This is a genomic window from Dialister invisus DSM 15470 (genome assembly GCF_000160055.1).
Taxonomy (GTDB): Bacteria; Bacillota; Negativicutes; order Veillonellales; family Dialisteraceae; genus Dialister; species Dialister invisus.
Genome location: NZ_GG698602.1, coordinates 1615974 through 1640696, shown reverse-complemented (window position 1 = coordinate 1640696; position 24723 = coordinate 1615974). Strand labels below are relative to the sequence as shown.

General features: G+C 48.6%; 23 protein-coding genes. 2 read left to right on the top strand and 21 right to left on the bottom strand.

Going from position 1 to position 24723, the window contains the following annotated elements:
* Nucleotides 1–32: 32 nt before the first annotated feature.
* The 11 genes from GCWU000321_RS08045 to GCWU000321_RS07990 form a co-directional block, all read right to left on the bottom strand.
* A complete protein-coding gene (locus GCWU000321_RS08045) occupies nt 33–158 on the bottom strand; it encodes an OadG family protein (RefSeq protein WP_040381569.1) in 126 nt (41 codons plus the stop codon).
* A gap of 99 nt (nt 159–257) precedes the next feature.
* Nucleotides 258–1559, bottom strand: a complete 1302-nt coding sequence (locus GCWU000321_RS08040; protein ID WP_007070714.1) for an SLC13 family permease — start codon at nt 1557–1559, stop codon at nt 258–260.
* Nucleotides 1560–2315: 756 nt separating this feature from the next.
* Nucleotides 2316–3440 (bottom strand): sodium ion-translocating decarboxylase subunit beta, encoded by a 1125-nt coding sequence (locus GCWU000321_RS08035; protein WP_007070711.1) that lies wholly within the window; start codon nt 3438–3440, stop codon nt 2316–2318.
* Between the two features lie 46 nt (nt 3441–3486).
* The gene (locus GCWU000321_RS08030; protein ID WP_007070710.1) at nt 3487–3612 is read right to left on the bottom strand and encodes an OadG family protein; all 126 of its coding nucleotides are present in this window, start codon (nt 3610–3612) and stop codon (nt 3487–3489) included.
* A 97-nt stretch (nt 3613–3709) separates the two neighbouring features.
* The gene (locus tag GCWU000321_RS08025; protein ID WP_040381566.1) at nt 3710–4999 is read right to left on the bottom strand and encodes an SLC13 family permease; all 1290 of its coding nucleotides are present in this window, start codon (nt 4997–4999) and stop codon (nt 3710–3712) included.
* 879 nt (nt 5000–5878) lie between these two features.
* A complete protein-coding gene (locus GCWU000321_RS08020) occupies nt 5879–7003 on the bottom strand; it encodes a sodium ion-translocating decarboxylase subunit beta (protein ID WP_007070707.1) in 1125 nt (374 codons plus the stop codon).
* Between the two features lie 39 nt (nt 7004–7042).
* Nucleotides 7043–7168 (bottom strand): OadG family protein, encoded by a 126-nt coding sequence (locus tag GCWU000321_RS09895; protein WP_040381564.1) that lies wholly within the window; start codon nt 7166–7168, stop codon nt 7043–7045.
* A 148-nt stretch (nt 7169–7316) separates the two neighbouring features.
* The gene (locus GCWU000321_RS08010; RefSeq protein ID WP_007070705.1) at nt 7317–8606 is read right to left on the bottom strand and encodes an SLC13 family permease; all 1290 of its coding nucleotides are present in this window, start codon (nt 8604–8606) and stop codon (nt 7317–7319) included.
* An 804-nt stretch (nt 8607–9410) separates the two neighbouring features.
* On the bottom strand, nt 9411–10115 hold the full coding sequence (locus GCWU000321_RS08000) for a hypothetical protein (protein ID WP_007070702.1): 705 nt from the start codon (nt 10113–10115) through the stop codon (nt 9411–9413).
* A gap of 167 nt (nt 10116–10282) precedes the next feature.
* Nucleotides 10283–10957 (bottom strand): Pr6Pr family membrane protein, encoded by a 675-nt coding sequence (locus tag GCWU000321_RS07995; protein ID WP_007070701.1) that lies wholly within the window; start codon nt 10955–10957, stop codon nt 10283–10285.
* A gap of 59 nt (nt 10958–11016) precedes the next feature.
* The gene (locus GCWU000321_RS07990; protein ID WP_007070700.1) at nt 11017–11271 is read right to left on the bottom strand and encodes a hypothetical protein; all 255 of its coding nucleotides are present in this window, start codon (nt 11269–11271) and stop codon (nt 11017–11019) included.
* 373 nt (nt 11272–11644) lie between these two features.
* Here GCWU000321_RS07990 and GCWU000321_RS07985 point away from each other — a divergent pair, with 373 nt between their 5' ends.
* Both GCWU000321_RS07985 and GCWU000321_RS07980 read left to right on the top strand, forming a co-directional pair.
* Complete coding sequence (locus tag GCWU000321_RS07985; protein WP_007070698.1) at nt 11645–12946, top strand: ArsB/NhaD family transporter; 1302 nt, start codon at nt 11645–11647, stop codon at nt 12944–12946.
* A 167-nt stretch (nt 12947–13113) separates the two neighbouring features.
* Entirely contained in the window at nt 13114–13632 is a 519-nt protein-coding gene (locus GCWU000321_RS07980) for a nitroreductase family protein (protein ID WP_040382068.1), read from the top strand.
* A gap of 87 nt (nt 13633–13719) precedes the next feature.
* On the opposite strand, the gene GCWU000321_RS07975 is transcribed toward GCWU000321_RS07980, so the two are convergent.
* The 10 genes from GCWU000321_RS07975 to GCWU000321_RS07930 all read right to left on the bottom strand — a co-directional run bounded on the left by GCWU000321_RS07975 (nt 13720) and on the right by GCWU000321_RS07930 (nt 24624).
* Nucleotides 13720–14181: a hypothetical protein gene (locus tag GCWU000321_RS07975; RefSeq protein WP_007070696.1), complete on the bottom strand. Its 462-nt coding sequence runs from the start codon at nt 14179–14181 to the stop codon at nt 13720–13722.
* Entirely contained in the window at nt 14159–14569 is a 411-nt protein-coding gene (locus GCWU000321_RS07970; RefSeq protein WP_022027597.1) for a VOC family protein, read from the bottom strand. Before GCWU000321_RS07970 ends, GCWU000321_RS07975 begins: the two co-directional genes overlap by 23 nt.
* 27 nt (nt 14570–14596) lie before the next feature.
* Nucleotides 14597–15343 (bottom strand): uracil-DNA glycosylase, encoded by a 747-nt coding sequence (locus GCWU000321_RS07965; protein ID WP_007070694.1) that lies wholly within the window; start codon nt 15341–15343, stop codon nt 14597–14599.
* A gap of 31 nt (nt 15344–15374) precedes the next feature.
* On the bottom strand, nt 15375–16802 hold the full coding sequence (gene dnaB, locus GCWU000321_RS07960) for a replicative DNA helicase (protein ID WP_007070693.1): 1428 nt from the start codon (nt 16800–16802) through the stop codon (nt 15375–15377).
* 12 nt (nt 16803–16814) lie between these two features.
* A complete protein-coding gene (gene lonC / locus GCWU000321_RS07955) occupies nt 16815–18731 on the bottom strand; it encodes a Lon family ATP-dependent protease (RefSeq protein WP_007070692.1) in 1917 nt (638 codons plus the stop codon).
* A 790-nt stretch (nt 18732–19521) separates the two neighbouring features.
* Nucleotides 19522–20043, bottom strand: coding sequence for a hypothetical protein (locus tag GCWU000321_RS07950; protein WP_007070690.1), 522 nt, complete (start codon nt 20041–20043; stop codon nt 19522–19524).
* Entirely contained in the window at nt 20040–21203 is a 1164-nt protein-coding gene (gene bioF / locus GCWU000321_RS07945; RefSeq protein ID WP_007070689.1) for an 8-amino-7-oxononanoate synthase, read from the bottom strand. The genes GCWU000321_RS07950 and bioF overlap by 4 nt, the downstream gene beginning before the upstream one ends.
* Entirely contained in the window at nt 21200–21970 is a 771-nt protein-coding gene (locus GCWU000321_RS07940; protein ID WP_040382060.1) for a 6-carboxyhexanoate--CoA ligase, read from the bottom strand. The genes bioF and GCWU000321_RS07940 overlap by 4 nt, the downstream gene beginning before the upstream one ends.
* Nucleotides 21971–22198: 228 nt before the next feature.
* Entirely contained in the window at nt 22199–22645 is a 447-nt protein-coding gene (gene rplI, locus GCWU000321_RS07935; protein WP_007070686.1) for a 50S ribosomal protein L9, read from the bottom strand.
* Nucleotides 22642–24624 (bottom strand): DHH family phosphoesterase, encoded by a 1983-nt coding sequence (locus tag GCWU000321_RS07930; protein WP_007070685.1) that lies wholly within the window; start codon nt 24622–24624, stop codon nt 22642–22644. Before GCWU000321_RS07930 ends, rplI begins: the two co-directional genes overlap by 4 nt.
* Nucleotides 24625–24723 lie beyond the last annotated feature (99 nt).

The following is a 24723-nucleotide window of genomic DNA, read 5'->3' as shown; positions in this document are numbered from 1 at the left end:
CTCCTATTAGGTTAATCATATTTAATTTATTCTTATTTTTTCTTTTTTGTCGGGTCAACGACATGGATCAATTCAATAACGAAAGCCAGAAAAATAAGAACGGCAAATACGATAACCATGTTAGTGATACAAATGGAAAGTGGGCCTGGAGTATCCATGAATAAAATCCACCTTTCTCTTCTCATATCCGTTTATACGAATACAAATAGATAAAATTAATCAAATTTCTACTTTCAGTATGTAGACGGACAATAAGATTATTCTGGGAAAAACGGCCAGAAGATTGGAATAATGATAACCGACGCAATGAAAGTAACAATGCAGAGCGGAAGACCGACCTTCACATAGTCATTAAACGTAAAACCGCCCGGTCCCAGTACAAGAGTATTCGGAGGCGTTGCCATCGGTGTGGCAAATGCCATAGACGCTGCGATACCGATAGCCATCAGAACCGGTTTTGGGTCAGCACCGATGGACTGGGCAATGGAAATACCGATCGGTGCCAAAAGAGCTGCCGCAGCTGTGTTGGACATGAACTGGGTCAACACATTGGAAATTAGGTACAACACTGCGCACAAAACGACCGCATTCGGATGTTCACCCATTGAACCAACAACCGTATCGGCAATCAATTTTCCTGCTCCAGTTTTTTCCATAGCAGTGGCTACGGAGAGCATACCAGCAAACAGAAAGATCGTTACCCAGTCAATGCCCGCATAGGCTTCTTTTTCTTTCAGGCAGCCTGTGATAACGCAGAGGATAGCCCCGGTTACCGCCGCGGTCTGCAGTGGCAAAGTCTTCAAATCCAGAGCCATGCAAATAACTACACCAATCATGATCAGTCCTGAAATCCACATCTTTGTGGTGCTCTTCGGTTCGCTGTCTTCGCCAGAAGCGCCCGCTTCTTCAGCAGCAGCCCTGATAGCTTCTTCATCCATTTCTCCGGCAGCATTTGCAGGAAGCAGGTGACGGCCGATAAACAGGGTAAAGAAGAAGACAATAATAGACAGCGGAATGCCGATATAAGCAAATTCAAAGAATCCGAAGGTCGGCAGGCCTGCCGCAGACAGAGCGCCTGTGACGATAACGTTTGGCGGGGTACCGATCATGGTGATGGTACCGCCTACGTTGGCAGCAATCGCCAGAGGCATCAGCTGACGAGACTGAGAAATTTTGGCTGCCTGGCAGATACCAATAACTACGGGCATAAGACAGGCTACTGTACCCGTATTGGAAGATACAGAAGACAAAATGATGGTAACGAGCATAACTGCGCCCATGAGTGGCACTTCTTTAGTACCCGCTTTTTTGACTACACCAAGACCAATCGCCTGAGCAAGACCAGTTCTGAACATAGCAGCGCCGATAACAAACATACCGCCAAAGAGTACCACGGTGGAGTTGGACAAACCGGCATAAACCTGTTTTGACGGCAGGACGCCCAAAATACCTAATGCAGTACAAGCTGCCATGGCTGTGACTGCTAAGGGAATCAGTTCGGTTACGAACAAGAAGCACGCTACTGCTAGGACGCACAGTGTGACAACGGCTGGATCCATAAAATTCACCTTCCTTAAAAATATCCCACAGCCTGATCGGATTCAGGTGCCTGACACAAATCAGAGTATGGGCATTTCCCGGAAACCTCGGAATTCATAATGATTGTAAATAAAATTAATGCGGTTTTCTCCATGAATTCCTTCTGCCGGAAAACGAACTGTATCCCCTCCTACTTCTCATGACCTCCTTTCTGGACAGTCCCGGGGCAGGACTCGCATTCATACATAGCCGCAAATACATCGCATTCTATGTAAAAGCACCTGTGACTATTGTAATCAGTCAAATATAAATTTTCAATGAGTCTACAGTTGGAATCGTTTCGCAATGTTTATCATCTCAATATATTTGATTTATATATTTTATTTATATTTTACATAGAGTATCTTGGAATATCTGTCATTCCGCTTTTAAACAGGAATTATATTTTTTCCGGAAATGCACAATATGTACTACGGTTATCCCTCCCATAATATATAGTCATCTATGTATTTTAATGTAAGTGGAACATAAATTATGTCCAGTAGTATTGCTTAGCATTCCCATTTAAGTTTGCCACCTTTTATATTTATCTTTTTAAATATACTTCTGCCTCTTTACTGCAAATATTTCTTTTATAAAATTTTGATTAGAAATAAAACTTCATGCTTCGGAAGATACTTTCCGTTTCTTATCGGAAGAAAATACCCCGCAATAGAAAAACGCCCCATAAAGGAGCGTTTTCGTTTTAATTCAACCAGACGAATCAGTTATACTGATCAGCCTCCGAACTGTGCCAGCATGGTGCCTGCTGCTACGGCAGTGCCGATTACGCCTGCTACGTTCGGGCCCATGGCCTGCATCAGCAAGTAGTTGGACGGATTGTCTTTCAATCCTACCACCTGGGATACACGCGCTGCCATCGGTACGGCCGATACGCCTGCCGATCCGATGAGCGGGTTAATCTTGTTCCCCGATGCAATTCTCATGATCTGGCCAAAAACCACGCCGCCTGCTGTGCCTGCCGCAAAGGCAACCAACCCGAGGCAGATGATTTCAATCGTTTCCAGACGGAGGAATTTGTCGCCGGACATCGTCAAGCCTGTGCCTGTCGCCAGGAAGATGGTGACGATATTGATCAGCGCATTCTGCGCAGTGTCGGAAAGTCTTGCCGTTACTCCGGATACTTCGAACAGGTTCCCCATGCACAGGCAGCCCATCAGTGCCGCTACCGGAGGCAGAAGCAGGGATACGACGATGGCTACGACAATCGGGAATACCACCTTTTCAAAGTGGCTTACCGGACGAAGGTTGACCATCTTGATCTTTCTCTGTTCCTTGGTCGTCATCAGCTTCATAATCGGGGGCTGGATGAGCGGAACCAGGGACATGTAACTGTATGCCGCCACGGCAATAGCGCCTAAGAGATGCGGTGCCAGCTTGGATGTCAGGTAAATCGCGGTCGGGCCGTCAGCACCGCCGATGATGCCGATGGATGCCGCTTCCTGCACATTGAAGCCGAGCATCATAGCGCCTGCCAGCGCAACGAATACGCCGATCTGGGCAGCTGCGCCGAGAAGCATGGTCTTCGGGTTTGCGATAAGGGGACCGAAGTCGGTCATCGCGCCTACCCCCATGAAAATAAGGGGCGGGAAAATTTCATACTTGATCCCAAATCCGATGGCCATCATGACACCCATTTCATCTTCAAACCCGGTATTCGGGAAGTTGGCCATGATGCAGCCGAACGCAATCGGGAGAAGCAGCAAAGGTTCATATTCCTTCGCAATTGATAAATAAAGTAAAACAAGTCCTACTAAAATCATGACACAGTTTTCCCAGGTCAGTGCGGCAAAGCCGGAATCTGTCCATACGGAAACAAGTGCTCTCATAAAACCATCCATTATTGTACCTCCTATACGGTATTTGTATTCACTAAGCTCTTACTTCTTATTTCTTTTTCTTGGTCGGATCCACCACGTGGATCAGTTCGATGACAAAAGCCAGAAAAATAAGAACACCAAATACGATAACCATGTTAGTGATACAAATGGAAAGTGGGCCTGGAGTATCCATGAATAAAATCCACCTTTCTAAATAGGAAGATGTGTCCTCCCCGGTTCACCCGAAGAGAACACTCCCCTGTAAAACCTATTGATTTGTGACCGTAATTTTAGAACGGCCAGAAAATCGGAATAATGATAACGCAGGCTACCAAGGAAATCAGGCACATCGGAACGCCGACCTTGACATAGTCATTGAAGGAGAATCCGCCCGGTCCCAGTACGAGGGTGTTCGGAGGCGTTGCCATCGGTGTGGCAAATGCCATGGAAGCCGCGATACCAAGCGCCATCAGAACCGGTTTCGGATCAGCGCCTACAGACTGGGCGATGGAAATACCGATCGGTGCCAGGAGCGCTGCCGATGCTGTGTTGGACATGAACTGGGTCAGTACGTTGGAAATGAGGAACAGCACCGCTGTCAGCACATAGGGGTTCGGATTGTCACCCATCATACTTACAACAGCGTCAGCAATCATTTTCCCTGCGCCTGTCTTTTCCATAGCAGTAGCTACGGAGAGCATGCCGGCGAAGAGGAAAATGGTTACCCAGTCAATCCCCGCATAGGCTTCTTTTTCTTTCAGGCAGCCTGTAATGACGCAGAGGATAGCGCCGGTTACCGCCGCGGTGTGCAGCGGCAGATTCTTCAGCCCCAGAGCCATGCAGGCTACTACGCCCAGAAGGATGATGCCGGAAATCCACATCTTTGTTTTGCTCTTCGGAGCACTGTCGCCGGAAGCACCTGCTTCTTCAGCTGCAGCCTTTACCGCTTCTTCATCCATTTCACCGGCCTGCTTATCAGGAATGAAATGACGGCCGATAAACAGTGTGTATACAAGAATGATAATAGACAGCGGAATGCCGATATAAGCAAATTCGAAGAATCCGAAAGTCGGCAGACCTGCTGCGGACAGAGCACCTGTGACAATAACGTTTGGCGGGGTACCGATCATGGTGATGGTGCCGCCTACGTTGGCAGCGATTGCCAGAGGCATGAGTTCTTTCGATGGAGAAATTTTAGCTGCCTGGCAGATACCGATAATAACCGGCATGAGGCAGGCTACTGTACCCGTATTGGACGATACAGAAGAAAGAACGATGGTAACAAGCATGATTGCCGCCATGAGCGGAACCTGGTTGGTGCCCGCTTTCTTAACTACGGCAACACCGATCGCTTCCGCAAGGCCTGTTTTAAACATGGCAGCGCCGATGACAAACATACCGCCGAAGAGAACTACGGTGGAGTTGGACAAACCGGCATAAACCTGCTTTGACGGCAGGACACCCAAAATACCTAATGCAGTACAAGCTGCCATAGCTGTAACTGCCAGCGGGATCAGTTCGGTAACGAACAGAAATGCCGCAACAGCGAGAACACACAGCGTGATAACGGCTGGATCCATAATTTCACCTTCCTTATAAACCTCCCATAATCTGATTTGAAACAGGTGTATATTCAAATCAAATCATGAATATTTTCCGGAAGACAATTCATATTTAATTGTTAAAAAAATGAATGCTGTTTACTTTATGAATTTGCCTTACGAAAAAATAAATAACAGCCTCCCTTTTACTCCACAGGCCTCCTTTCAAAACAGCCCCGGGACAGGACTTACACAAAATGCATAGTATACAATGTATATGCCATTGCATACTGTTTGCATCAACACCTTGCCTGTATTGTATCTTTTATCCTCTTAACTTTCAACGATTTAGGAGATGGAAATATTTTGCATTATTTATATCTTAGACATTTTTACTTTATATATTTTATTTTTAGTTTATTACAAAGGGAATTTATCGTCTGATAAACCATACAAATTTAATTTTCACTTTCTGCATTTTTATTGCATAGCATACAATGAATATATCTGATAATACATAGTACTTTATCTATTCCCGGCTGCGGCAAATGCATATTATTTACAATAGTACACTATGTAAATAATTTTACTGTTTTTTCTTTCCGTCCAGTCATGTCCAAATACTTAAATTATGTGACTGCATATCATTACTATCCGTTTCTTCCAATCTTCATATTTAACAGATTAGATATACATCGTCTGTCTTATCCATTTATTTCTTTTATAAAAGTTTAGTTAGAAAATAAATCTTTATACGAAAGCAAACATTTCTTGCCCGCTTTACCTGCCTGCTTTGTGAAAATACAAATCGGGGATGTCTCTCCTTTCTTATACCCAGCATTTAATTAAGATTCAATAGAAAAACGCCCCGCAAAGGAGCGTTTTCATTTTGATTCAATCAGACTAATCAGCTACTAATCAGCCTCCGAACTGTGCCAGCATGGTGCCTGCCGCTACGGCAGTGCCGATAACCCCTGCTACGTTCGGACCCATCGCCTGCATCAGCAAGTAGTTCGACGGGTTGTCTTTCAATCCTACCACCTGGGATACACGTGCTGCCATCGGTACAGCTGATACGCCTGCCGAACCGATGAGCGGGTTGATCTTGTTCCCTGATGCAATTCTCATGATCTGTCCAAAGAGGACGCCGCCTGCCGTGCCTGTCGCAAAGGCAATCAGACCAAGGCAGATGATTTCAATCGTCTGGATTCTGAGGAATTTGTCACCGGACATCGTCAAGCCTGTGCCTGTCGCCAGGAAGATAGTGACGATATTGATCAACGCATTCTGCGCGGTGTCGGACAGTCTTGCCGTTACGCCGGATACTTCGAACAGGTTCCCCATGCACAGGCAGCCCATCAGTGCCGCTACCGGAGGCAGAAGCAGGGATACGACGATGGCTACGACGATCGGAAATAATACCTTTTCAAAGTGGCTTACCGGACGAAGGTTGACCATCTTGATCTTTCTCTGTTCCTTGGTCGTCATCAGCTTCATAATCGGGGGCTGGATGAGCGGAACCAGGGACATATAGCTGTATGCCGCCACGGCAATAGCACCTAAGAGATCAGGTGCCAGCTTGGACGCCAGATAAATCGCGGTCGGACCGTCAGCACCGCCGATGATGCCGATAGCAGAAGCCTGCTGCACATTGAAGCCGAGCATCATAGCGCCTGCCAGCGCAACGAATACGCCGATCTGGGCAGCTGCGCCGAGAAGCATGGTCTTTGGGTTGGCCAACAGCGGACCGAAGTCGGTCATCGCACCTACCCCCATGAAAATAAGGGGCGGGAAAATTTCATACTTGATCCCAAATCCAATGGCCATCATGACGCCCATTTCATCATTGAACCCGGTATTCGGGAAGTTGGCCATGATGCAGCCGAACGCGATTGGGAGCAGCAGCAAAGGTTCATATTCCTTCGCAATTGATAAATAAAGTAAAACAAGTCCTACTAAAATCATGACACAGTTTTCCCATGTCAGATTGGAAAATCCGGAATCTGTCCATACGGAAACAAGTGCTCTCATAAAACCATCCATTATTGTACCTCCTATAGGTTAATCATATTTAACTTATGCTTATTTTTTCTTTTTTGTCGGGTCAACGATATGAATCAGCTCGATGACAAAAGCCAAAAAGATCAAAACACCAAATACGATAACCATGTTAGTAAGACAAATGGAAAGTGGGCCTGGAGTATCCATGAATAAAATCCACCTTTCTGAATATAAGTGTCCTTCAGACACAGCGCGGAACAGAACCGTTCCGCAATACACAATCGGTTCTGCTATCCCCAACAAAAGTACGGGGACGGACAGAACACCCGAGCTGCCGAACCATGATTGCCAAATCTTAGAATGGCCAGAAAATCGGAATAATGATTACAGAAGCCACCAGGGAAATCAGGCACATCGGAACGCCGACCTTGACATAGTCATTGAAGGAGAATCCGCCCGGTCCCAGTACGAGGGTGTTCGGAGGCGTTGCCATCGGTGTGGCAAATGCCATGGAAGCCGCGATACCAAGTGCCATCAGAACCGGTTTCGGATCTGCGCCGATAGACTGGGCAATGGAAATACCAATCGGTGCCAGGAGCGCTGCCGACGCCGTGTTGGACATGAACTGGGTCAGTACGTTAGAGATAAGGAACAGTACTGCTGTCAATACATAGGGGTTCGGATTTTCCCCCATCATATTTACAACAGTATCCGCGATCATCTTGCCTGCGCCTGTCTTTTCCATAGCGCTTGCTACGGAAAGCATGCCGGCGAAGAGGAAAATGGTTACCCAGTCAATCCCCGCATAGGCTTCTTTTTCTTTCAGGCAGCCTGTAACTACACAGAGAATGGCACCGGTTACCGCCGCGGTGTGCAGCGGCAGCGTCTTCAGACCGAGGGCCATGCAGGCTACTACGCCCAGAAGGATGATCCCGGAAATCCACATCTTTGTTTTGCTCTTCGGAGCACTGTCGCCGGAAGCACCTGCTTCTTCGGCTGCAGCCTTTACCGCTTCTTCATCCATTGCGCCGGCCTGCTTATCAGGCACAAAATGACGGCCGATGAACAGTGTGTAGAGCACAATGATGATAGACAGCGGAATGCCGATATAAGCAAATTCGAAGAATCCAAAAGTCGGCAGGCCTGCTGCGGTCAGAGCGCCTGTAACGATAACGTTTGGCGGGGTACCGATCATGGTGATGGTGCCGCCTACGTTGGCAGCGATTGCCAGAGGCATCAGCTCTTTCGACGGAGAAATATTCGCCGCCTGGCAGATACCGATAATAACTGGCATGAGGCAGGCTACCGTTCCCGTATTGGAAGATACGGCAGAAAGGGCAATGGTAACGAGCATGATTGCCGCCATGAGCGGAACCTGGTTGGTGCCCGCTTTCTTGACTACGGCGATGCCGATCGCTTCCGCAAGACCTGTTTTAAACATAGCGGCGCCGATAACGAACATACCGCCGAAGAGAACTACGGTAGAATTGGACAAACCGGCATAAACCTGCTTTGACGGCAGGACGCCCAAAATACCTAAGGCAGTACAAGCTGCCATGGCTGTGACTGCCAGCGGGATCAATTCTGTAATAAACAGAAATGCCGCAACAGCAAGGACGCACAGCGTAATAATGGCTGGATCCATAAGTTTCACCTTCCTTATAAATCTTCCACGGTCTGATTTGAGTCAGGTGCCTATTCAAATCGGATCGCAGAACTTCCCCGGAAGACAATTTGCATTTAATAAAAAAAGAATATTGCAGTCTGCTTTATGAAATTATCTAAACGGGAACAAATAACAACTCCCTCTTACTTCCACGACCTCCTTCCAAAACAGCCCCGGGAGCGGACCTTCAAGAAATACATCGCATGCAATATATACGCAATTGCATACTATTTGCATTAACACCCTTACATATTGTACTTACCGTGCTGTAAATATACAAACAGAATACTATGTATTTTATCTTCCTTCTTAATATATATAAACTTCTTTGTTTATTATTTTTATCTTCAAGATATAATTTATGATTCTGAAATCAACGATATCATCCTCCTCATCATAAAAACCCGCGGATATGCATAAATTGCAATCAATGTATATTGCTTGAATACATAGTATTTTATATATCTATCTGTAAAACGCTTATATATAGGCTTTACCTCCTCTGCCATTCTCCTTTTCCGACTTATAATTTTCTCTCTTTTCCTCAAGTAGAAATCCATTCATTGATTTCCATTTTCAATAAGCCGTAAGAATCTGCAGCTTGCTTTTTATCAACCATCAAGTATTCCATAATGGAATTATTTAGTTGTTAAAAAGTTCATTAGAATTTTCTCTGCTTGTAAGTACGAGATCTTTTTCTATAAAAACTGAAAAATTCAAAAACAGACAATATAAAATCTCCGCCCATGAATATTCATCCATAAGCGGAGATCCTGTCTTTTACTATTTTTTCGTATTCGTTTCAGCTTCAGTCTTTTTCTCTGCCGCTTCCGTTTCCGCGCGGTCATGCTTTGCCGCATTATACTCTTCTTCGTTGAAGCCTTCTTTTTCTTTGATGTCTTCCAATGTCACTTCGTAATCGCTGCCGCCCATATCGGTTCCTTCCTGACGGAGCTGTTCGATCCCTTCTTCAAAAGTCATGTCATCTTCTGCATCAGCCGCCTCCGCTTCTTTCAGCTTCTGCAACAGCTCCGGAGGCACTTTCCCTGAAGCGATCAGTTTTTCTCTCATCCCCTGGTATACATAAGCAATTACCTCTTCCTGCGGAATTGCCACCCGATCAGGAAGGCGGAGCGAAAATTCATGCCAAAAAGCGGCAGACCCGGTCATCATAATGCGGCCGATTTTCTCCACTTCACCGATATCATAAAGAAGCGACCATATTTCCCTGTTATCCAGCTGGCTGTACATATGGCGGGTATAACGGTAAGTCGCCGGTTTCATGAGCTGGTTCTTAAAATGGTGAACACCGAAGATATCTTTATATGCCACATAGATCGTTCTGTTTTGGAATAGACTCTTTTTTTGGAGTGTAAGGCCTTCCTCTCCCAAAGTATAGGTGCATTTCGCCGTGACTACATTTAAAAGGAAACAGGCCGCGATGATAAAAAGAATAATCCCCTGGAGAGGAAGTACATGGTACGTCATGTAGACCCATGCCAGGCGGACAGCATACCCTGCAAGTGCTAAACCGCCTATGTATGCCGCGATCAGATATTTCCTACTCGGTGTGGAAGATGCTGAAAAATCCTTTTCACCGGCCTTCGTTTTTTTGTCTGTGCCATAAAAGAAAAAACTCCTTGCTAAATAAATATTTATCCGTTATAAGTCCATGCAGCCGGCGGTATATCCAGGAGATAAAGGCCTTTCCCCGCTGCATAAACACAGATGCCGATAAGGAAAAACTGGAATCCCACTTTCAGGCATCCCTTCGTAATGGAAAAAACATCATTCATACGGGGATCCATAAATGTATAAGGATATAAATGGGACGTCCCGTGTGTCACGATGGTCATCCATGCCCGCCAGTAAACGAATACCACATAAAGCGCGGGATATATCATCCAGGAAATCATAATATGCCAGTGAAGTTCCGTCTTATCCACAAAGAATAAGTAGTCTGCCGTCATCAGCACGGGAATGAAATAGTGAAATATATAGTTATAGAAAGAAAAATGCTCATAGCTTATGTCATTCAGCCTATGGGTACGTATCGCACCGGGGCGGACGATGATGTGATACATGACCGACAATGTCACCAGTCCGGCAGCCACGATATAGCGGCAGTCCGCCGTGTAAAGAAACGGGATGTCAGCTTTGAAAAGCGTGGCGCCCAGCCAAATAAAGAAAAGCGTGAACGTGGAAAACGTATAATACTGTATCCGCGACCAAAACACGAAAGGCGTAAGCACCCCGTGCTTCATGAGCAATATAAGTCCTAACACCAGCAGGATAAAAACGGCCCACCGGTAAATCAGCGCTATTTCCATCAAAATCTCCCAAAGCGGCAGGGACTTTCAAAAGGAACTCATCCTGTCCGCCTTACCCGTTATTTTTTATGTTTTTTCCCCTGCTTCCGCCGGGCTTCCGCACGGATACGGCGAATCTCTTCTTTTTCCCTGATTTTCGCCATGGCTTCTTCCTGCTGCGCCTTTTTCTGATTATTATTGTAAATATTGATGACCAGGCAGATTATGATCAGCAGCGCAATCGCTCCCGACCGCACGCTGAGTCCATTGTTCAAAATATTCCAGCCGGTAAAAACGACGGCAACACCAAATAAAAGGCTTTGTGCACGGGACATTGCTGTGCCTCCTTTATCCTGTAAAATAAAAGTACATCACTGCTATTTTATACTGAAACCTATCCAATAGCAATCAATAAATTGCCCCTGCCCCTTCTTTCCGGCTATGTATTTCATTTCTTTTATTATGGAAACAGAAAACTTATAAAAATTTTTTCTGCCTCCATGAAATATACTTTCCATTGCCGTTTAAATAATCTCCCCTATAAAAAAAAATTATGCCATGGTATATAAATTAAATTCCTTAAAGTTATTGAACGTTTCATTTTCATCGTATATACTTGTAGATAATAATTGTTTTATTCATAAATTGTAATCTATGGATTTGAAAATAAATACATCGTTCTTTGGTTGTCTATAATGGGGAGATGGGATGATGGAGTTTAACAGCAGTTTTTATTTTTCCATTTTTATTTTTCTATTGACCTATGCGGGGATCATGTCCGAAAGGATTCCCCGTTCTCTCTGCGCTCTTCTCGGTGCGGGGCTGGTCGTATACAGCGGATTGGTCACACAGGAGATGGCGCTCCGGCATTTCATCGATTTCAACACCATCGGTCTCCTGGCAGGCATGATGATCTTAATCGGCGTCGTAAAGAAATCAGGCTTCTTTGAGGCGATGGCGCTTTGGTCCGTAAAGATTTCGAAAGGCCGCCCGAAAGAACTCCTGATTATCCTCGGCTTGATTACCGGCTTCTGCGCCTCTTTCATGGATGCCGTCACTGCTGTACTCCTCATCACTCCCATGACGATTTCCCTCTGCCGCCGTATCCATGTCACCCCGATCCCCACTTTGATCGCAGAAATCCTTCTTTCCAATATTGGCGGTTCCGGCACGATGGTCGGCGATCCGCCAAATGTCATGATCGGTTCCGCGACACATCTCGTATTTAATGATTTTGCCATGAATACCGGTCCCATCGCCCTGCTTAACGTAGCAGCATGCATTATTTATCTGGAAATCATTTACGGCAAGGAGCTCCCGAAAACAGAAATGACCGCGGAAGAACTGGGGAAGATCAGTATTTCTTCCGTCATTACGGACTATTCCATTCTCAAGAAATCCGTCACCATTCTGGCTTTGACCATTTTCGGCTTCATCGTCCACAATCTTATCGGTATCGAATCGGCAACGATCGCCCTCACAGGCGGTGTGCTTGCCATCCTTGCCTGCAGTGTGGATCCTCATGAAATATTCCGTGATGTGGACTGGGATTCTCTCTTCTTCTTTATCGGTCTCTTCATTGTCGTAGGCGGCCTTGAAACGACAGGCGTTATCAACGCCCTCGCCCAGGCAGGCATCAGTGCGGTCGGCGGTGACCCGGAAGCCCTTACTTTCACCATTCTCTGGCTTTCCGGCATCGCTTCCGCATTCATCGATAATATCCCTTTCACGGCTACCATGATCCCCCTAATCCACAATATGCAGGATCTTTTAGGTTTGGCCCACGCGGACTATATGTGGTGGGCGCTTTCTATCGGCGCGTGCTACGGCGGCAACGGCACCATCATTGGCGCTTCCCCGAACGTCATCGTCGCCGCTCTTGCGGCAAAAGAAGGGTACAATATTACTTTCGGCCACTTCATGTTGAAATGTTTCCCCATGATGCTCGTAACTCTTCTCACATCCACCATTTATCTTTATGTCAGGTACTTCCTATTCGGCACTCCGTAACCAGCAAAGGCTCCGCTTCACGGCGGGGTCTTTTTTATTTCCCGTACTGCCCGCCGTCTATGCTATAATGGATACAAATAATAACAGGCGGAAAAGAAATGATCCGCACCGCGTCAAGGGGATATTCCCCTCTTTTGGCGCATCCGTTTGCAGAAGGAGGAGTGAATATGGATGAAATTTTCAAAAGAGGCACCTGCCGCCACTTCAAGGAACTGACTCCCGTTGCTAAAGAAGACCTGCTGACCCTTGTAAAAGCAGGTATGCAGGCTCGTGCCTGCGGCAACCAGGAAGCCCGCGAATTCATCATCGTCACAAGAGATGACCTGGTAAAAGCGATTTCCCACAACAGCCTTGTAGCGGGCCCTGCCCGTAAAGCAAGTGCCGCCATCGTCATCGTCGGCAAAAAGGAAAATATCTCTTTTCCCGAAGAATGGTCCTTTGACTGCGCCGCCGCCGCGGAAAACATTCTCATCGAAGCGGAACATCTGGGTCTCGGATCAATCTGGCTCCAGGTATATCCCTATGCTGACCGCAAAGCACATCTTTTAAATATTCTTGATATCCCCGCGGAAATGGAACCGTTCTGTATCATCGCCATCGGTTACGCGGAGCGGAAACCTGTCCGCATGAACCGTTATAATGAACGGATCATTTATAATGACCTCTACGGATCACGCAAGAAATAAAACGACAGCAAAAGACCTCCTGCTCCATTCCGGTTCAGAAGGTTTTGTTATAAAAATCCCGGCAGGAAATCCTGCCTTTTATTTTGCTCATACCTGTTTATTTCCCCAAGTTTCAGGAAGCAGGAATCCGCCGATCACCGACGCCGCCAGAACAGCGTACTTCACTTCGCGGGGCATAAAGAAATCCGATACCCCATACATGAGGATAAGTACCGCCGCCAGCGCTGACCCGCGGGGATAGACGCGGTACCGCTGGAAAAAGGAAGACCCGAGAATGACGCTGTTGCATACTGTCATAAAGAATTGAACTGCACCAACAGCAGCGAAACGGACCTCCGGTTCAAGCCGGATAAAATATATTCCCGTCATAAGCGCGATGCCCAGAACGGACACAAACAGCACCAGCAGCAGACGGCGGAAGAAAACCTTTCGTCCTATCTGCCGCCGGATATCAAGCGTCCCCCGCTGCCACGTGCAGAGAAGCAAAAGGAGCGCCGCCAATGCATATTCCGCGGCATAAAACAGATCAGCCTGATTGATGGTAAGCATGCTGACCTCCTTTTCTGTATTCCGCAATTTCCACCAGATTTCCATCCGGATCACGCAGATACAGGCTCCTCATTTTCCCCAGGGCGCCATGCCTTTCCACGATATCCGTCACCAGCGGCGCCTTTTCTTCTTTCAGCTCATCCAGAAGCCTTTCCAATGGTTCCTCCGTCACGAAACAGATATCCAGACTCCCCGGCACAGGCCTTTCCGCCGCCGGCTGGAATTCTCCGGGACAGGTATGGATATTGATTTTTGATGTGCCGAACCGAAGAGCAAACCGGCCGTCTTTTTCTTCCACTTCCATATGAAGCAGATCCCGATAAAAGGAAACACACCGGGATAAATCGCTTGTCACCAGCACCAGATGGTCCAGCTTTGAAATACGCATGATCCATCACCTTTACAAATTCCTTTTTCAAAAAGCAGAAGATATGCCCATCCTTTTCTCCCGGACCTCTTTTAATTCTTCCAGCAGATCAGGAGGCGTATCGCTTTTCCACACCCAGCCGGGCACGGCTTCCGCAGCCCTGTCTTTTGCCGCTTTCAGGTCATAGTAGACCTGCCATTTCGCTTCTTTCAATCCCTCTCCCGTCTGGCGGAGCAGGTATGCCGGATGGAAAGTCGGCATGACGGGGATGCCCTTGTAATCAATCCAATGGCCGCGGGAACGGATAATACCCGCATCATGCCCCAGAAAGAAACGGAGCGCCACTTTTCCGAGAGCGATGATAACTTTCGGCTGCAGGAGGCGTATTTCTTCCGCCAGCCACCGTCTGCCGCATTCATTTCCCTCTGCAATAGTAGGCGTGCGGTTTCCCCTGGGGCGGCATTTTACGATATTTGTGACATATACATGGTCACGCGTAATCCCTACCGACAAAAGAGCTTTATCCAGCAGCTGTCCTGACGGCCCGACCAACGGCCCGCCGTACTCATCTTCCACACCGCCGGGGCCTTCTCCAACGATCATCAAAGGCGCGTCAACCGGACCGGTAGACAGCACGGGACCGCGGCCGCCCTCATTGCAAAGAGGGCAGAGCCGGCACCGGTGGATGGCGTTTTCCAACATTCCGTAATTCTCGAAATGATAAGACGAACTGAATATTTCCGCCCGTTTCCGCGCTCTGTATTCGTCTTCGTCTTCATTCCCCCAAAGATCCATTGCCCCCTCCTTTCCCGGCTATGCCGGCGCTTTATTCCACATCCGGCGGCGCTTCCTGATTCGTCGCCTCATAGAAAAGTGTATACTGCCCGGCAAAAAACATTTTGATAATTCCCACAGGACCGTTTCTGTTTTTAGCCAAAATGAGTTCCGTTTCATTCTGCCGGGGATCTCCTTCTTCAATTTCCTTGTTATAGTAAGCCTCGCGATAGAGAAAGCAGACCAGATCCGCATCCTGTTCGATAGAGCCGGATTCGCGCAGATCGGAGAGCAAGGGACGGTGGTTCGGTCTTGCGTCAGGTCCACGGGAAAGCTGGGACAAGGCGATAACAGGCACTTCCAGTTCTCTTGCCAGGCTCTTTAAAGAGCGGGAAATCTCTGAAATTTCCTGCTGGCGGCTGTCATTATTCCTTACATTCCGGCTCGTCATGAGCTGGAGATAGTCAATCATGACCGCATCCAAGCCATGTTCCGCTTTCAGGCGCCGGCATCTGGCGCGGATCTGCGCCACTGTCACGGCCGGAGTATCATCTATGTACAGCGGCGCTTCCATAAATACGCTCACTGCGGAAGAAAGGTTTTTCCATTCCTGCTCCGTATTGATGCGGCCCGTCTTGAGCCGCTGGCCCTCAATCAGCGCGGTGGAACTCAAAAGACGCTGGACCAGTTCATCACGCCCCATTTCAAGAGAGAAAAACGCCACTGTTTTCCGCGCGGAAGAAAGGCTCATATTCTTTGCCATATTAAGAACGATCGCCGTCTTCCCCATGGACGGGCGCGCTGCCACGATAATCAAATTTCCTTTTTGGAACCCGTTTGTAAACGCGTCCAATTTGGCAAATCCCGTCGCCAGTCCCGTGATCAGCTCATGATTCTGGTACTTTCTTGTAATATCTTCCAATGTATGCTGAACCGCTTCTCCCACAGGAGTAAAACCCTTCACATTTTGCTCCCTGGCAACCTGGAGAATAGCGCGTTCCGCATCATCTACAATTTCTTCCACCGTATTCTCTTCGGTATACGCAGCTTCCGCAATATCCCCCGCCGTATCGATCAGACGGCGGAGCTTCGCTTTTCCCGACACGATATCCACATGGCGTTCAATCCCCTTCGTGGTAATTACGTGCTCCGGCAGCTCATTGACATACATAATGCCGCCCACATCATCAAGGCGCCCCATGCGGCGCAGCTCTTCCGTGACCGTCAGGATATCTGCGCTTTTCCCTGCGCGGGACAAATTCAGAACCGCCTGATAAATGATCGCATCCTGCTCACGGTAGAAATCCTCGGGATGCAGCATGTTTTCCGCCACTTCAATGGCATCTTTGTCCAGAAGCATCGCGCCGAGAACTGCCATTTCCGCTTCTATATTCTGTGGAGGCATCCGTCCCAATATGAGCGTTTCGGTATCATTTTTCTGTTTGCCCCGGTTTTTGCCTCCGCGTTCTGTTGCAGCCATAATCTTCTCCTGTTATTTCACAAGTATTTTATCCAATACATCATCAATTGTCCGTACTGCCGCCACTTCCATGCCGAAATGAGTTTCCCCGATATCTTCCTTATTTTCCGCCGGAATAATAAGTCCTTTCATCCCCGCCTGATGAGCGCCAAACGCCTTTTCATAAACGCCGCCTACCGGTTTGATTTCTCCGGACAAAGAAATTTCCCCCGTTACAGCCCAATCCTGGCGAAGCGGTTTTTGTTCCACCGCGGAAATAATGGCTGCCGTGACAGCGCACCCTGCCGAAGGACCGTCAACATTCCCTCCGCCGATCACATTCACATGGAGATCGTAATCGCCCAGATTTTTATCGGTAAGCCTGCGTACCACCGATGCCGCCGTTGCCACGGAATCTTTTGCCATAGATCCTGCTGTATTATTAAAATGGAGCGTCCCCTTCCCCGCTTCTTTGGCAGGATATGCCGCCGCTTCAATCTCAATAGTGCTTCCTGAAAATCCCGAAACGCCCAGTCCGAAAACATGCCCCACTTCCGGCACGTCCGATGCCATTTTATGATGCGATACGGTAAGGCGGCTTCCCCTTGCCGTGCGGCGCATGATTTCTCGGGAAATAAAATTTTTCCCCGCCCCGCCCGCTTCATATACTACCAGACTGTACGCATCGGCAAGAAGATTTACCGCTTTTCTGCCTTCCATGGTGTATTCACTGATCATTTCCGCCACACCGTCTTCCAAAGACACTTTCAATTTCTCCGCCGCATTTTTTACGATGGTTTCTACATCTTCCGGCCGAAGCGGTTCAAAGAATACTTCCGCGCACCGCGAACGGATAGCGGGATTGATTTCCTGCGGCTCCCGTGTAGTCGCACCAATGAGAATGAAATCAGCAGGTGCGCCGTCGCGGAATAATTTTTTGATATACGCCGGCACATAGGGATTTTCTTCATCATAGTATGCCGATTCGAAAGGCACCCTTTTATCTTCCAGCACCTTAAGAAGCTTATTCAGAAGGATAGGATCCAATTCCCCTATTTCATCAATAAACAGAATGCCCCCGTGGGCATCCGTCACAAGCCCCGGCTTCGGTTCGGGAATACCGTCATCTGCCAATTCCCTCTGCGCGCCTTGGTAAATAGGATCATGGACGGAACCAATAAGAGGATTCGTAATATCACGGCTGTCCCAGCGGAGCGTCGTACCGTCGCATTCCACAAAAGGCGCATTCTCTCCGAATGCTGACCAGGCCGTTTTCTTTGCTTCCTCAAGGACAAGACGGGCGGCCGTCGTCTTCCCCACACCGGGCGGTCCGTAAAGAATTAAATGCTGGGGATAGGGAGAAGCGATTTTGGATGCCAATGCTTTCACTGCGTCATTTTGCCCGACAATTTCCGACAGGGTGCCCGGCTTTACCACATTCATGACCGTTTTCGTCAAACTGATTTTATCCAAAGCTTCCAGCTTTTCCATTTTATGCCGGCTCTGTGCTGTTTCCACATCGTCTTCGTCTTCTTCCAAAAGTTCGCGCTTCACTTCATCCACATATTCTTTATGCTTTTCTTCCAGGCGTTCAGAAATCTTCCTCTCCAGACGCTCCTCCACCGCCCGGCGTGCCAGGAGTTCCGCCAAACGATCTTCCAGCCGGTCAAGAATAGCAGGAATTTCTCCCTCCTGCGGTTCTTCGGTATACTCCCTGCTCTCAAAAACCAGCCGCTCAATCCCCAAAAGGCGTTTCTTCAGATTTTCATGATGAATATATTTCAATGCGCCATAGCGGCTTGCGCGGACAATCAGTTCTTCCGGACCAACAGCGCCGGCATAGATTTCATAAATCACATCCAGACGCCTTTTCAGTTCCGGTTTATCCGCTGCGCCGCCGCTGATAATGCGTTTCTTCAAACGATCCATTAAATCCTTTATATCTTCCATCTAAGATCCTTATTCACAACCATTCCATTGAAAAGATAATGACATATTTATATTTTACAACATAGAACGGCAAATGATAAGGACAACGGAAAATGTCTTGCTGTCTCCCACCATTCAGAATAAGTGCAAAAATACTTTGCAGAAATAACAGGAAACGGCCATATGACAAAGAACAGGCAATTCTGCTTTTATCAGCAAACAAAAACTGTCAGCTTACGGACGACAGAATCCTGCTGACAGAAAAAACTTTTATTCTAATCTTTCGCGTCATCACTATAGCAGATTCTTTACTCACGTCCCGGATGACGCCTTGCCGTCCCCAATCATTCTGAACGGAATCGAGAATGCTTTGAAGGAAACCAGGAAACAGAACAATGAAACGGAGTGAAGAATCTATTACTCGAATGACATCTTACCGCTTTCCTCACCACGATAATAGACCCTTCGCTGCCGCTCTGGATGACGTCTTACTGCTTTCCGCAACACATTAGCAGATCATTCGCTGCCGCTTCGTATAACGTCTTACCGCCCCTCTCACCACGGCAACAGATCCTTTAATCACGCCCTGGATGACGATTTCCCGTCCGCCGTCATTCTGAACGGATGCAAGAATGCCTTGTGGGAAAACCTGGAAACGGAACGATGAAACGGAGCGAAGAATCTATTACTCGGATGACGTTTAGCGGCCAACAGCTCATCTTCCAGTCCCCGCTTCCCGAATTCTGTCTCACCTCCGATTGCTTACAGCAAGCGACTGCCAACCGATAGGTAATGGCTTCTGTCCTCCTGCCTATCTTTTCCTTATCGACCGGACACGCTTCAACACCCCCGCAACGAACCAGGCCGTAGCCGCCGTGAACGCCATGCCCGGCAGAGCCGCCGCCACCATGGCATAAAATCCTTTTCCCAGAAGAAGCGTCATTGCTCCCCTTGCCGCGGTTGTCCCTATCGGTCCGGAAATGATATAAAACAATCGGGACGAACCGAGCAGGAGCCATACCGCACCTACAGCCAGCCGGAATGACATGGAGATCGTCACATTCAAAATCGTGTGCGTTCCCAGCGCCAGACTCAATAGAGACGCCAACACCCCTGCAATGATGTATTTCTTAAAACCAAAGACGCCGCAAATGGCAACGGCGATAGGCGCCGATAATTGAAACTCCGTCCCCGGTACTAATCCGGGGATCTTAAAAGAACCGCTCACTCCGATAAGCGCCGCCAAAAGCGCTGTTTCGCAAACATCGACAATGACTTCCCTGCTGCCTGCCGCTTCCGGCTTGTACGCTCCTGTTTCCAATTCTCCGTTCATTTTGACCTCCAATGTCTGATTAAAATAGCTGCTGCTTTTTTCATTTCTTCTTTTGTATGCATCGCCGTTACCGTCAATCGGATGCGGCTTGTTCCCACGGGTACGGATGGCGGACGGATGGCGGACAGCAGGATTCCTTCTTTCCTGCATGCTTCCGCCGTTGCGAGCGCCTCTTTTTCATCTCCCACCGCCACCGGAATGATGGGCGTATCCCCTGCAGCAATGCCCACTCCTGTTTCTGTCAGGAGATTTCGCATATAAGCCGTGTTCTCACGAAGACGGCCCAGATATTTCTCCGGGGCCGCTTTTAACAAGCGAAGAGCCGCTAAGGCCGCCGCTCCCGTGACCGCGGAAATGGCTGTGGAGAAAATAAAAGGCCGCGATGTATTCCGCAGATAGTCGCAAATTTCCCGGCTTGCCGCGATGTATCCCCCTTCCGCACCGAAAGCTTTCGACAAGGTCCCCACCTGCACGTCGATCCCTGCCATACGGAAGTACTCCGCCGTTCCCCGGCCGGTTCTGCCAATGACACCCGATGCATGGGCGTCATCCACGATGAGACAGGCCCTGTAGTCCTTCTTCAGTGCCGCCAGAGCGGGCAGCGGACAAATATCCCCATCCATGCTGAATACGCCGTCCGTCACAATGAAGCGCTGCCCTTCGCAGGGAACGGTCTGCAGCAGTCTTTCCAGATCCGCCATATCGCTGTGCCTGTAGACTGTCGTTTCGGCTTTTGATATACGGCATCCGTCGACAATACTCGCATGATTCAGTTCATCACTGAAAATGACATCTCCCTTTCCGGCAAGCGCATACAGCACTCCCAGATTCGCCATGTATCCTGTATTGAAGATGACTGCGTCTTCGGTATGTTTGAAATCGGCTATTTCCTTTTCCAAATTGGATAACTCAAAAGCCGCCCCCGAGGTAAGACGCGCCCCGCCGCTTCCCGTACCGAAACGAACCGCTTTCGCCGCCGCCTCCTGTACTTCCTTCGCATGGGTCATGCCCAGGTAATCATTGGAATTGAAAACGATATACCGCTTTCCTTCACGATCTACACCGAGAGACGCCGTTTCCATGCGCAGATCCTGCACCTGCCTGAGCCGCCCTTCCTGCCGCAGCGCGGAAAGAGCGGAGAAAATATTTTCCGGCTTCATTTGACCCTCACCAGCACTGTCTGATGCTGCATATACTCCACATACCTGTCCATATCCGTACCGTGCTTTACAAAAAATACGCGGCCGCCGATAGGATCCCCTTTCTCTTTCATCACCGTAATCCGTCCGTAGCCAAACTTCGGCGAACCCACATAGCCTGTCACATAAAAGGGATCATCCGACCAGCAAAGCTCCGCCACCGTCCCCGGCGCCGCCGCCACTTTCGATGCCAGAATGAGCGCTTCCCTCGGATGTTCTCCGCCCAGGCCCTTCGCCCCCATCTGTGCTTCGTATGCGCACGTATCTTCGCAATCCATACAGCTGCACCGCACGCCACGCATACCAAGTCCGTCCAGGCGCTCTCCTGTTTCCGCATCAACGACTGCCGCGCCGCGCATACTGTCTGTCAGCGATTCCAAAATGGCAAATCCTTTCCCCATAGCAGTTTCACTGACTCCGGAACGGAGCAGTTCTTTTTTCGCCGCCGCCCGTCCTTCCTCCTTTGTTGCCGTGTCAATCTGGTATAAAGGCAAAAGCGGGCAGCAGGTGATTCCCTCATGCCTGAGCGCTTCCACCTTGAACTGGATAAAATCCGCCGCGCCGCGGTCATGTTCCCAGGCACGGTGCAGCATGGAAATCATCTCCTGTTCCACGCTGTTCTTTGTTACAATCCTCTCCGCTCCGGAAATATGCTGTCCGCCCACGCCGTGGGCACCGCCAAGACTGGAACGCATTTTCACGCTGTACAATACCTTTTCTTCTCCCATAATACTTCCCCCTTTATTTTCCGCCCGTTTCCGGGCAGCCAACATCTTTTCTAAGTGTAGTAACCGTTTTTATTTTTGTCAATTATAATTTTTAATAAAGTTTACAATAGGAGCAAGAAATTTTTTCAAAATAAAAATCTCCTCCCCCGGTTAAGGGAAGAAGATTATTTTTTAACTGCCGCTTTTATTTTCTGCTGCTAAAGAATCCCCCGCAGGAACAAGAAATTTTTATTCCGCAACTACGGAAATATGTACTTCGCTGGTGACCTGCTGGTGTACCCAGACTTCCACATCATATTCTCCTGTGGTCCTGATCGGATTTTTCAGCCTGATATTTTTCTTATCCAGTTCAAACCCATACTGCTCTTTAACGGCATCACAAATATCTTTTGCCGTGACACTGCCGAAAACCCGTCCGTCCTCACCGGACTGCACTTTGATGACCGCTTTTACTTTCTTCAGCTGGGATGCCATGATGACCGCTTCGTCCGCAGCCACTTTGGATTTAAATTCTTTAGATTCACGGCGCTGTTCTGCCGTATTCAGATTGGCTTTCGTTCCTTCCGCGCCAAGTCCGCGGCGAATGAGGACATTACGGCCATAGCTGTCCGCTACTTCGACAACATCGCCTCTTTTCCCCAATTTCTTTACATCCTGAAGCAATACTACTTTCATTCTTTTTCCTCCTCCGTTTGTTTACGAACATTGGCAACAACCGCCTTTGTTATATCTTCTATATTGCCGTCAGTGCCGAACTGCGCTCCCGCCACTGTCTGATGGCCGCCGCCGCCAAGCTGTTCCATGACAATCTGCACATTAACAGACCCGTCGGAGCGCGCGGAAAGGCAGAGTCCGTTCTCCGTATAGTAGAAAAGGAAGCTGCACCGTATCTTCTGCACGGTGACAAGGAAATCCGCCACCTGTCCTGCGATAATCTGGGAATCCGCCGTGCCCTCCGGACATACGGCAAAGGCCATGTATTCATCCACCTGTTTCATATCGGCCAAAATCATGGATTTAATCTTGATGGACGCCAGGTCCATCGAAAAGAGCCTTTTAACCAAAGCGGTGTCTGCGCCGCACCGCCTGAGATAACTTGCCGCGTCGAACGTACGGACACTTGTCTGGACGGTAAAGCTCTTCGTGTCCACCACCATCCCCGCATAAAGGCAGGATGCTTCCAGTGCATTCATTTCTTCTTCGCTGCCATAGTACTGGATCAGTTCCGTCACCAGTTCCGAAGCGGAAGATGCCGACGGTTCCATGTACGTCAGAAGCGGACTGTCGATAATGCTTGCCGCACGGCGGTGATGATCGATAACGACTTTCTTCTGCACTTTCCTCAGCAGTTCCGGCGCCGCCACCAGTTCGGGGATATGCGTGTCCACGACAATAGCCACCGTCTTATCCGTCACGAGGCTTTTCGCCTTGCCCTCATCAATAAGAAGCCCTTCCGCCAAGCCGCTGGATTGTATAGCCTGGATCATTTTCCTGGACGTATCATCCTGTTTGGAAATGACGATGTGCGCTTCCACCTTGGACACTCTCGCCAGGTGGGAAACACCTACCGCGGCCCCAAGCGCGTCAAAATCTTCATGGGCGTGCCCCATAATGAGAACCATATCCGCTTCGTTAATGATCTCACGGAGCGCCTGCGCCACCACACGGACGCGGACACGGGTACTGCTCACCGAAGCAGGCGCTTTGCCGCCAAAGGCTTTTACATCTTCCCCGAGACGGACGATGGCCTGATCCCCGCCGCGGCCAAGAGCCAGATCAAGCGCCACCTGGGCTTCTTCATACTGGCGGTTAAAAGATTCGTCACTTTTTACGATGCCGATGGACAAGGTCACGGGAATACGGTTCACCGTATGGATTTCCCGCACCCGGTCAAGTATTTCAAAATTAGAATCCATCATATCCTGCAGGGCCTTTGACGAAATACAGGCCACAAAATCAGACGCATTGTACTGCTTGATAAATCCATCATGGCTGTTGAACGTAGCAAGCACTTTCTCCGTCACATCAGAGAGCAGGGCGGACCGCTCCACATCACTCATCTCCGCCGTCACTTCCTGTATATTGTCTATGCGGATCAGACAAAAGACAGGGCGTGCCTCTTCCGACTCTTTCAAAGATTTCTCCACATCGCTCCTGTCCATGAAGTAAAGCACCATGAAAGATGCTCCGTCCGGCTCATCAGAAGGAACCCATTTATGGAATACACGGAAAAACGTTCCTCCCGCATGGCAGTCAAACCACCCCGCCTTCCCCCAGAGCTTGGCTACTTTCTGTCCCTGGATAATATCCCGGAGAGGCGTTCCCTCTTCCGTACCGGCAATCCATGAACGAAATACGCCGTTTGCCCAGACGAGCTTTTTCTTCTCGTCCACAACGGCAATTCCCAGCGGAAGATTCCGCACCGCATAGACCGTACCAACCGAAACACCTGATGATAAATCATCAAGATACCGCATGAGAAGCCGCTCCTGCATAAGGTCGGAGCGTTTCACCCAGACGACAGCCGCCGCGGTCACGATAAACATTAAAAGCCCGAGGAGCCAGTTCTGTGTGGCAAGCACCAGGACCGCCGCCAAAAGGAGGCTTATCATGACTTTTGAAGTTTTCTTATATACCCAAATATTGCTGAGCATAGTGCTCCTTTCATTTTTTCATCCAACGCAACCCGGTTCCGGAAACCGATGCTTTATATGTAATCGTACCCTATGGCAGTTCTTATTGCAAACAGGCTG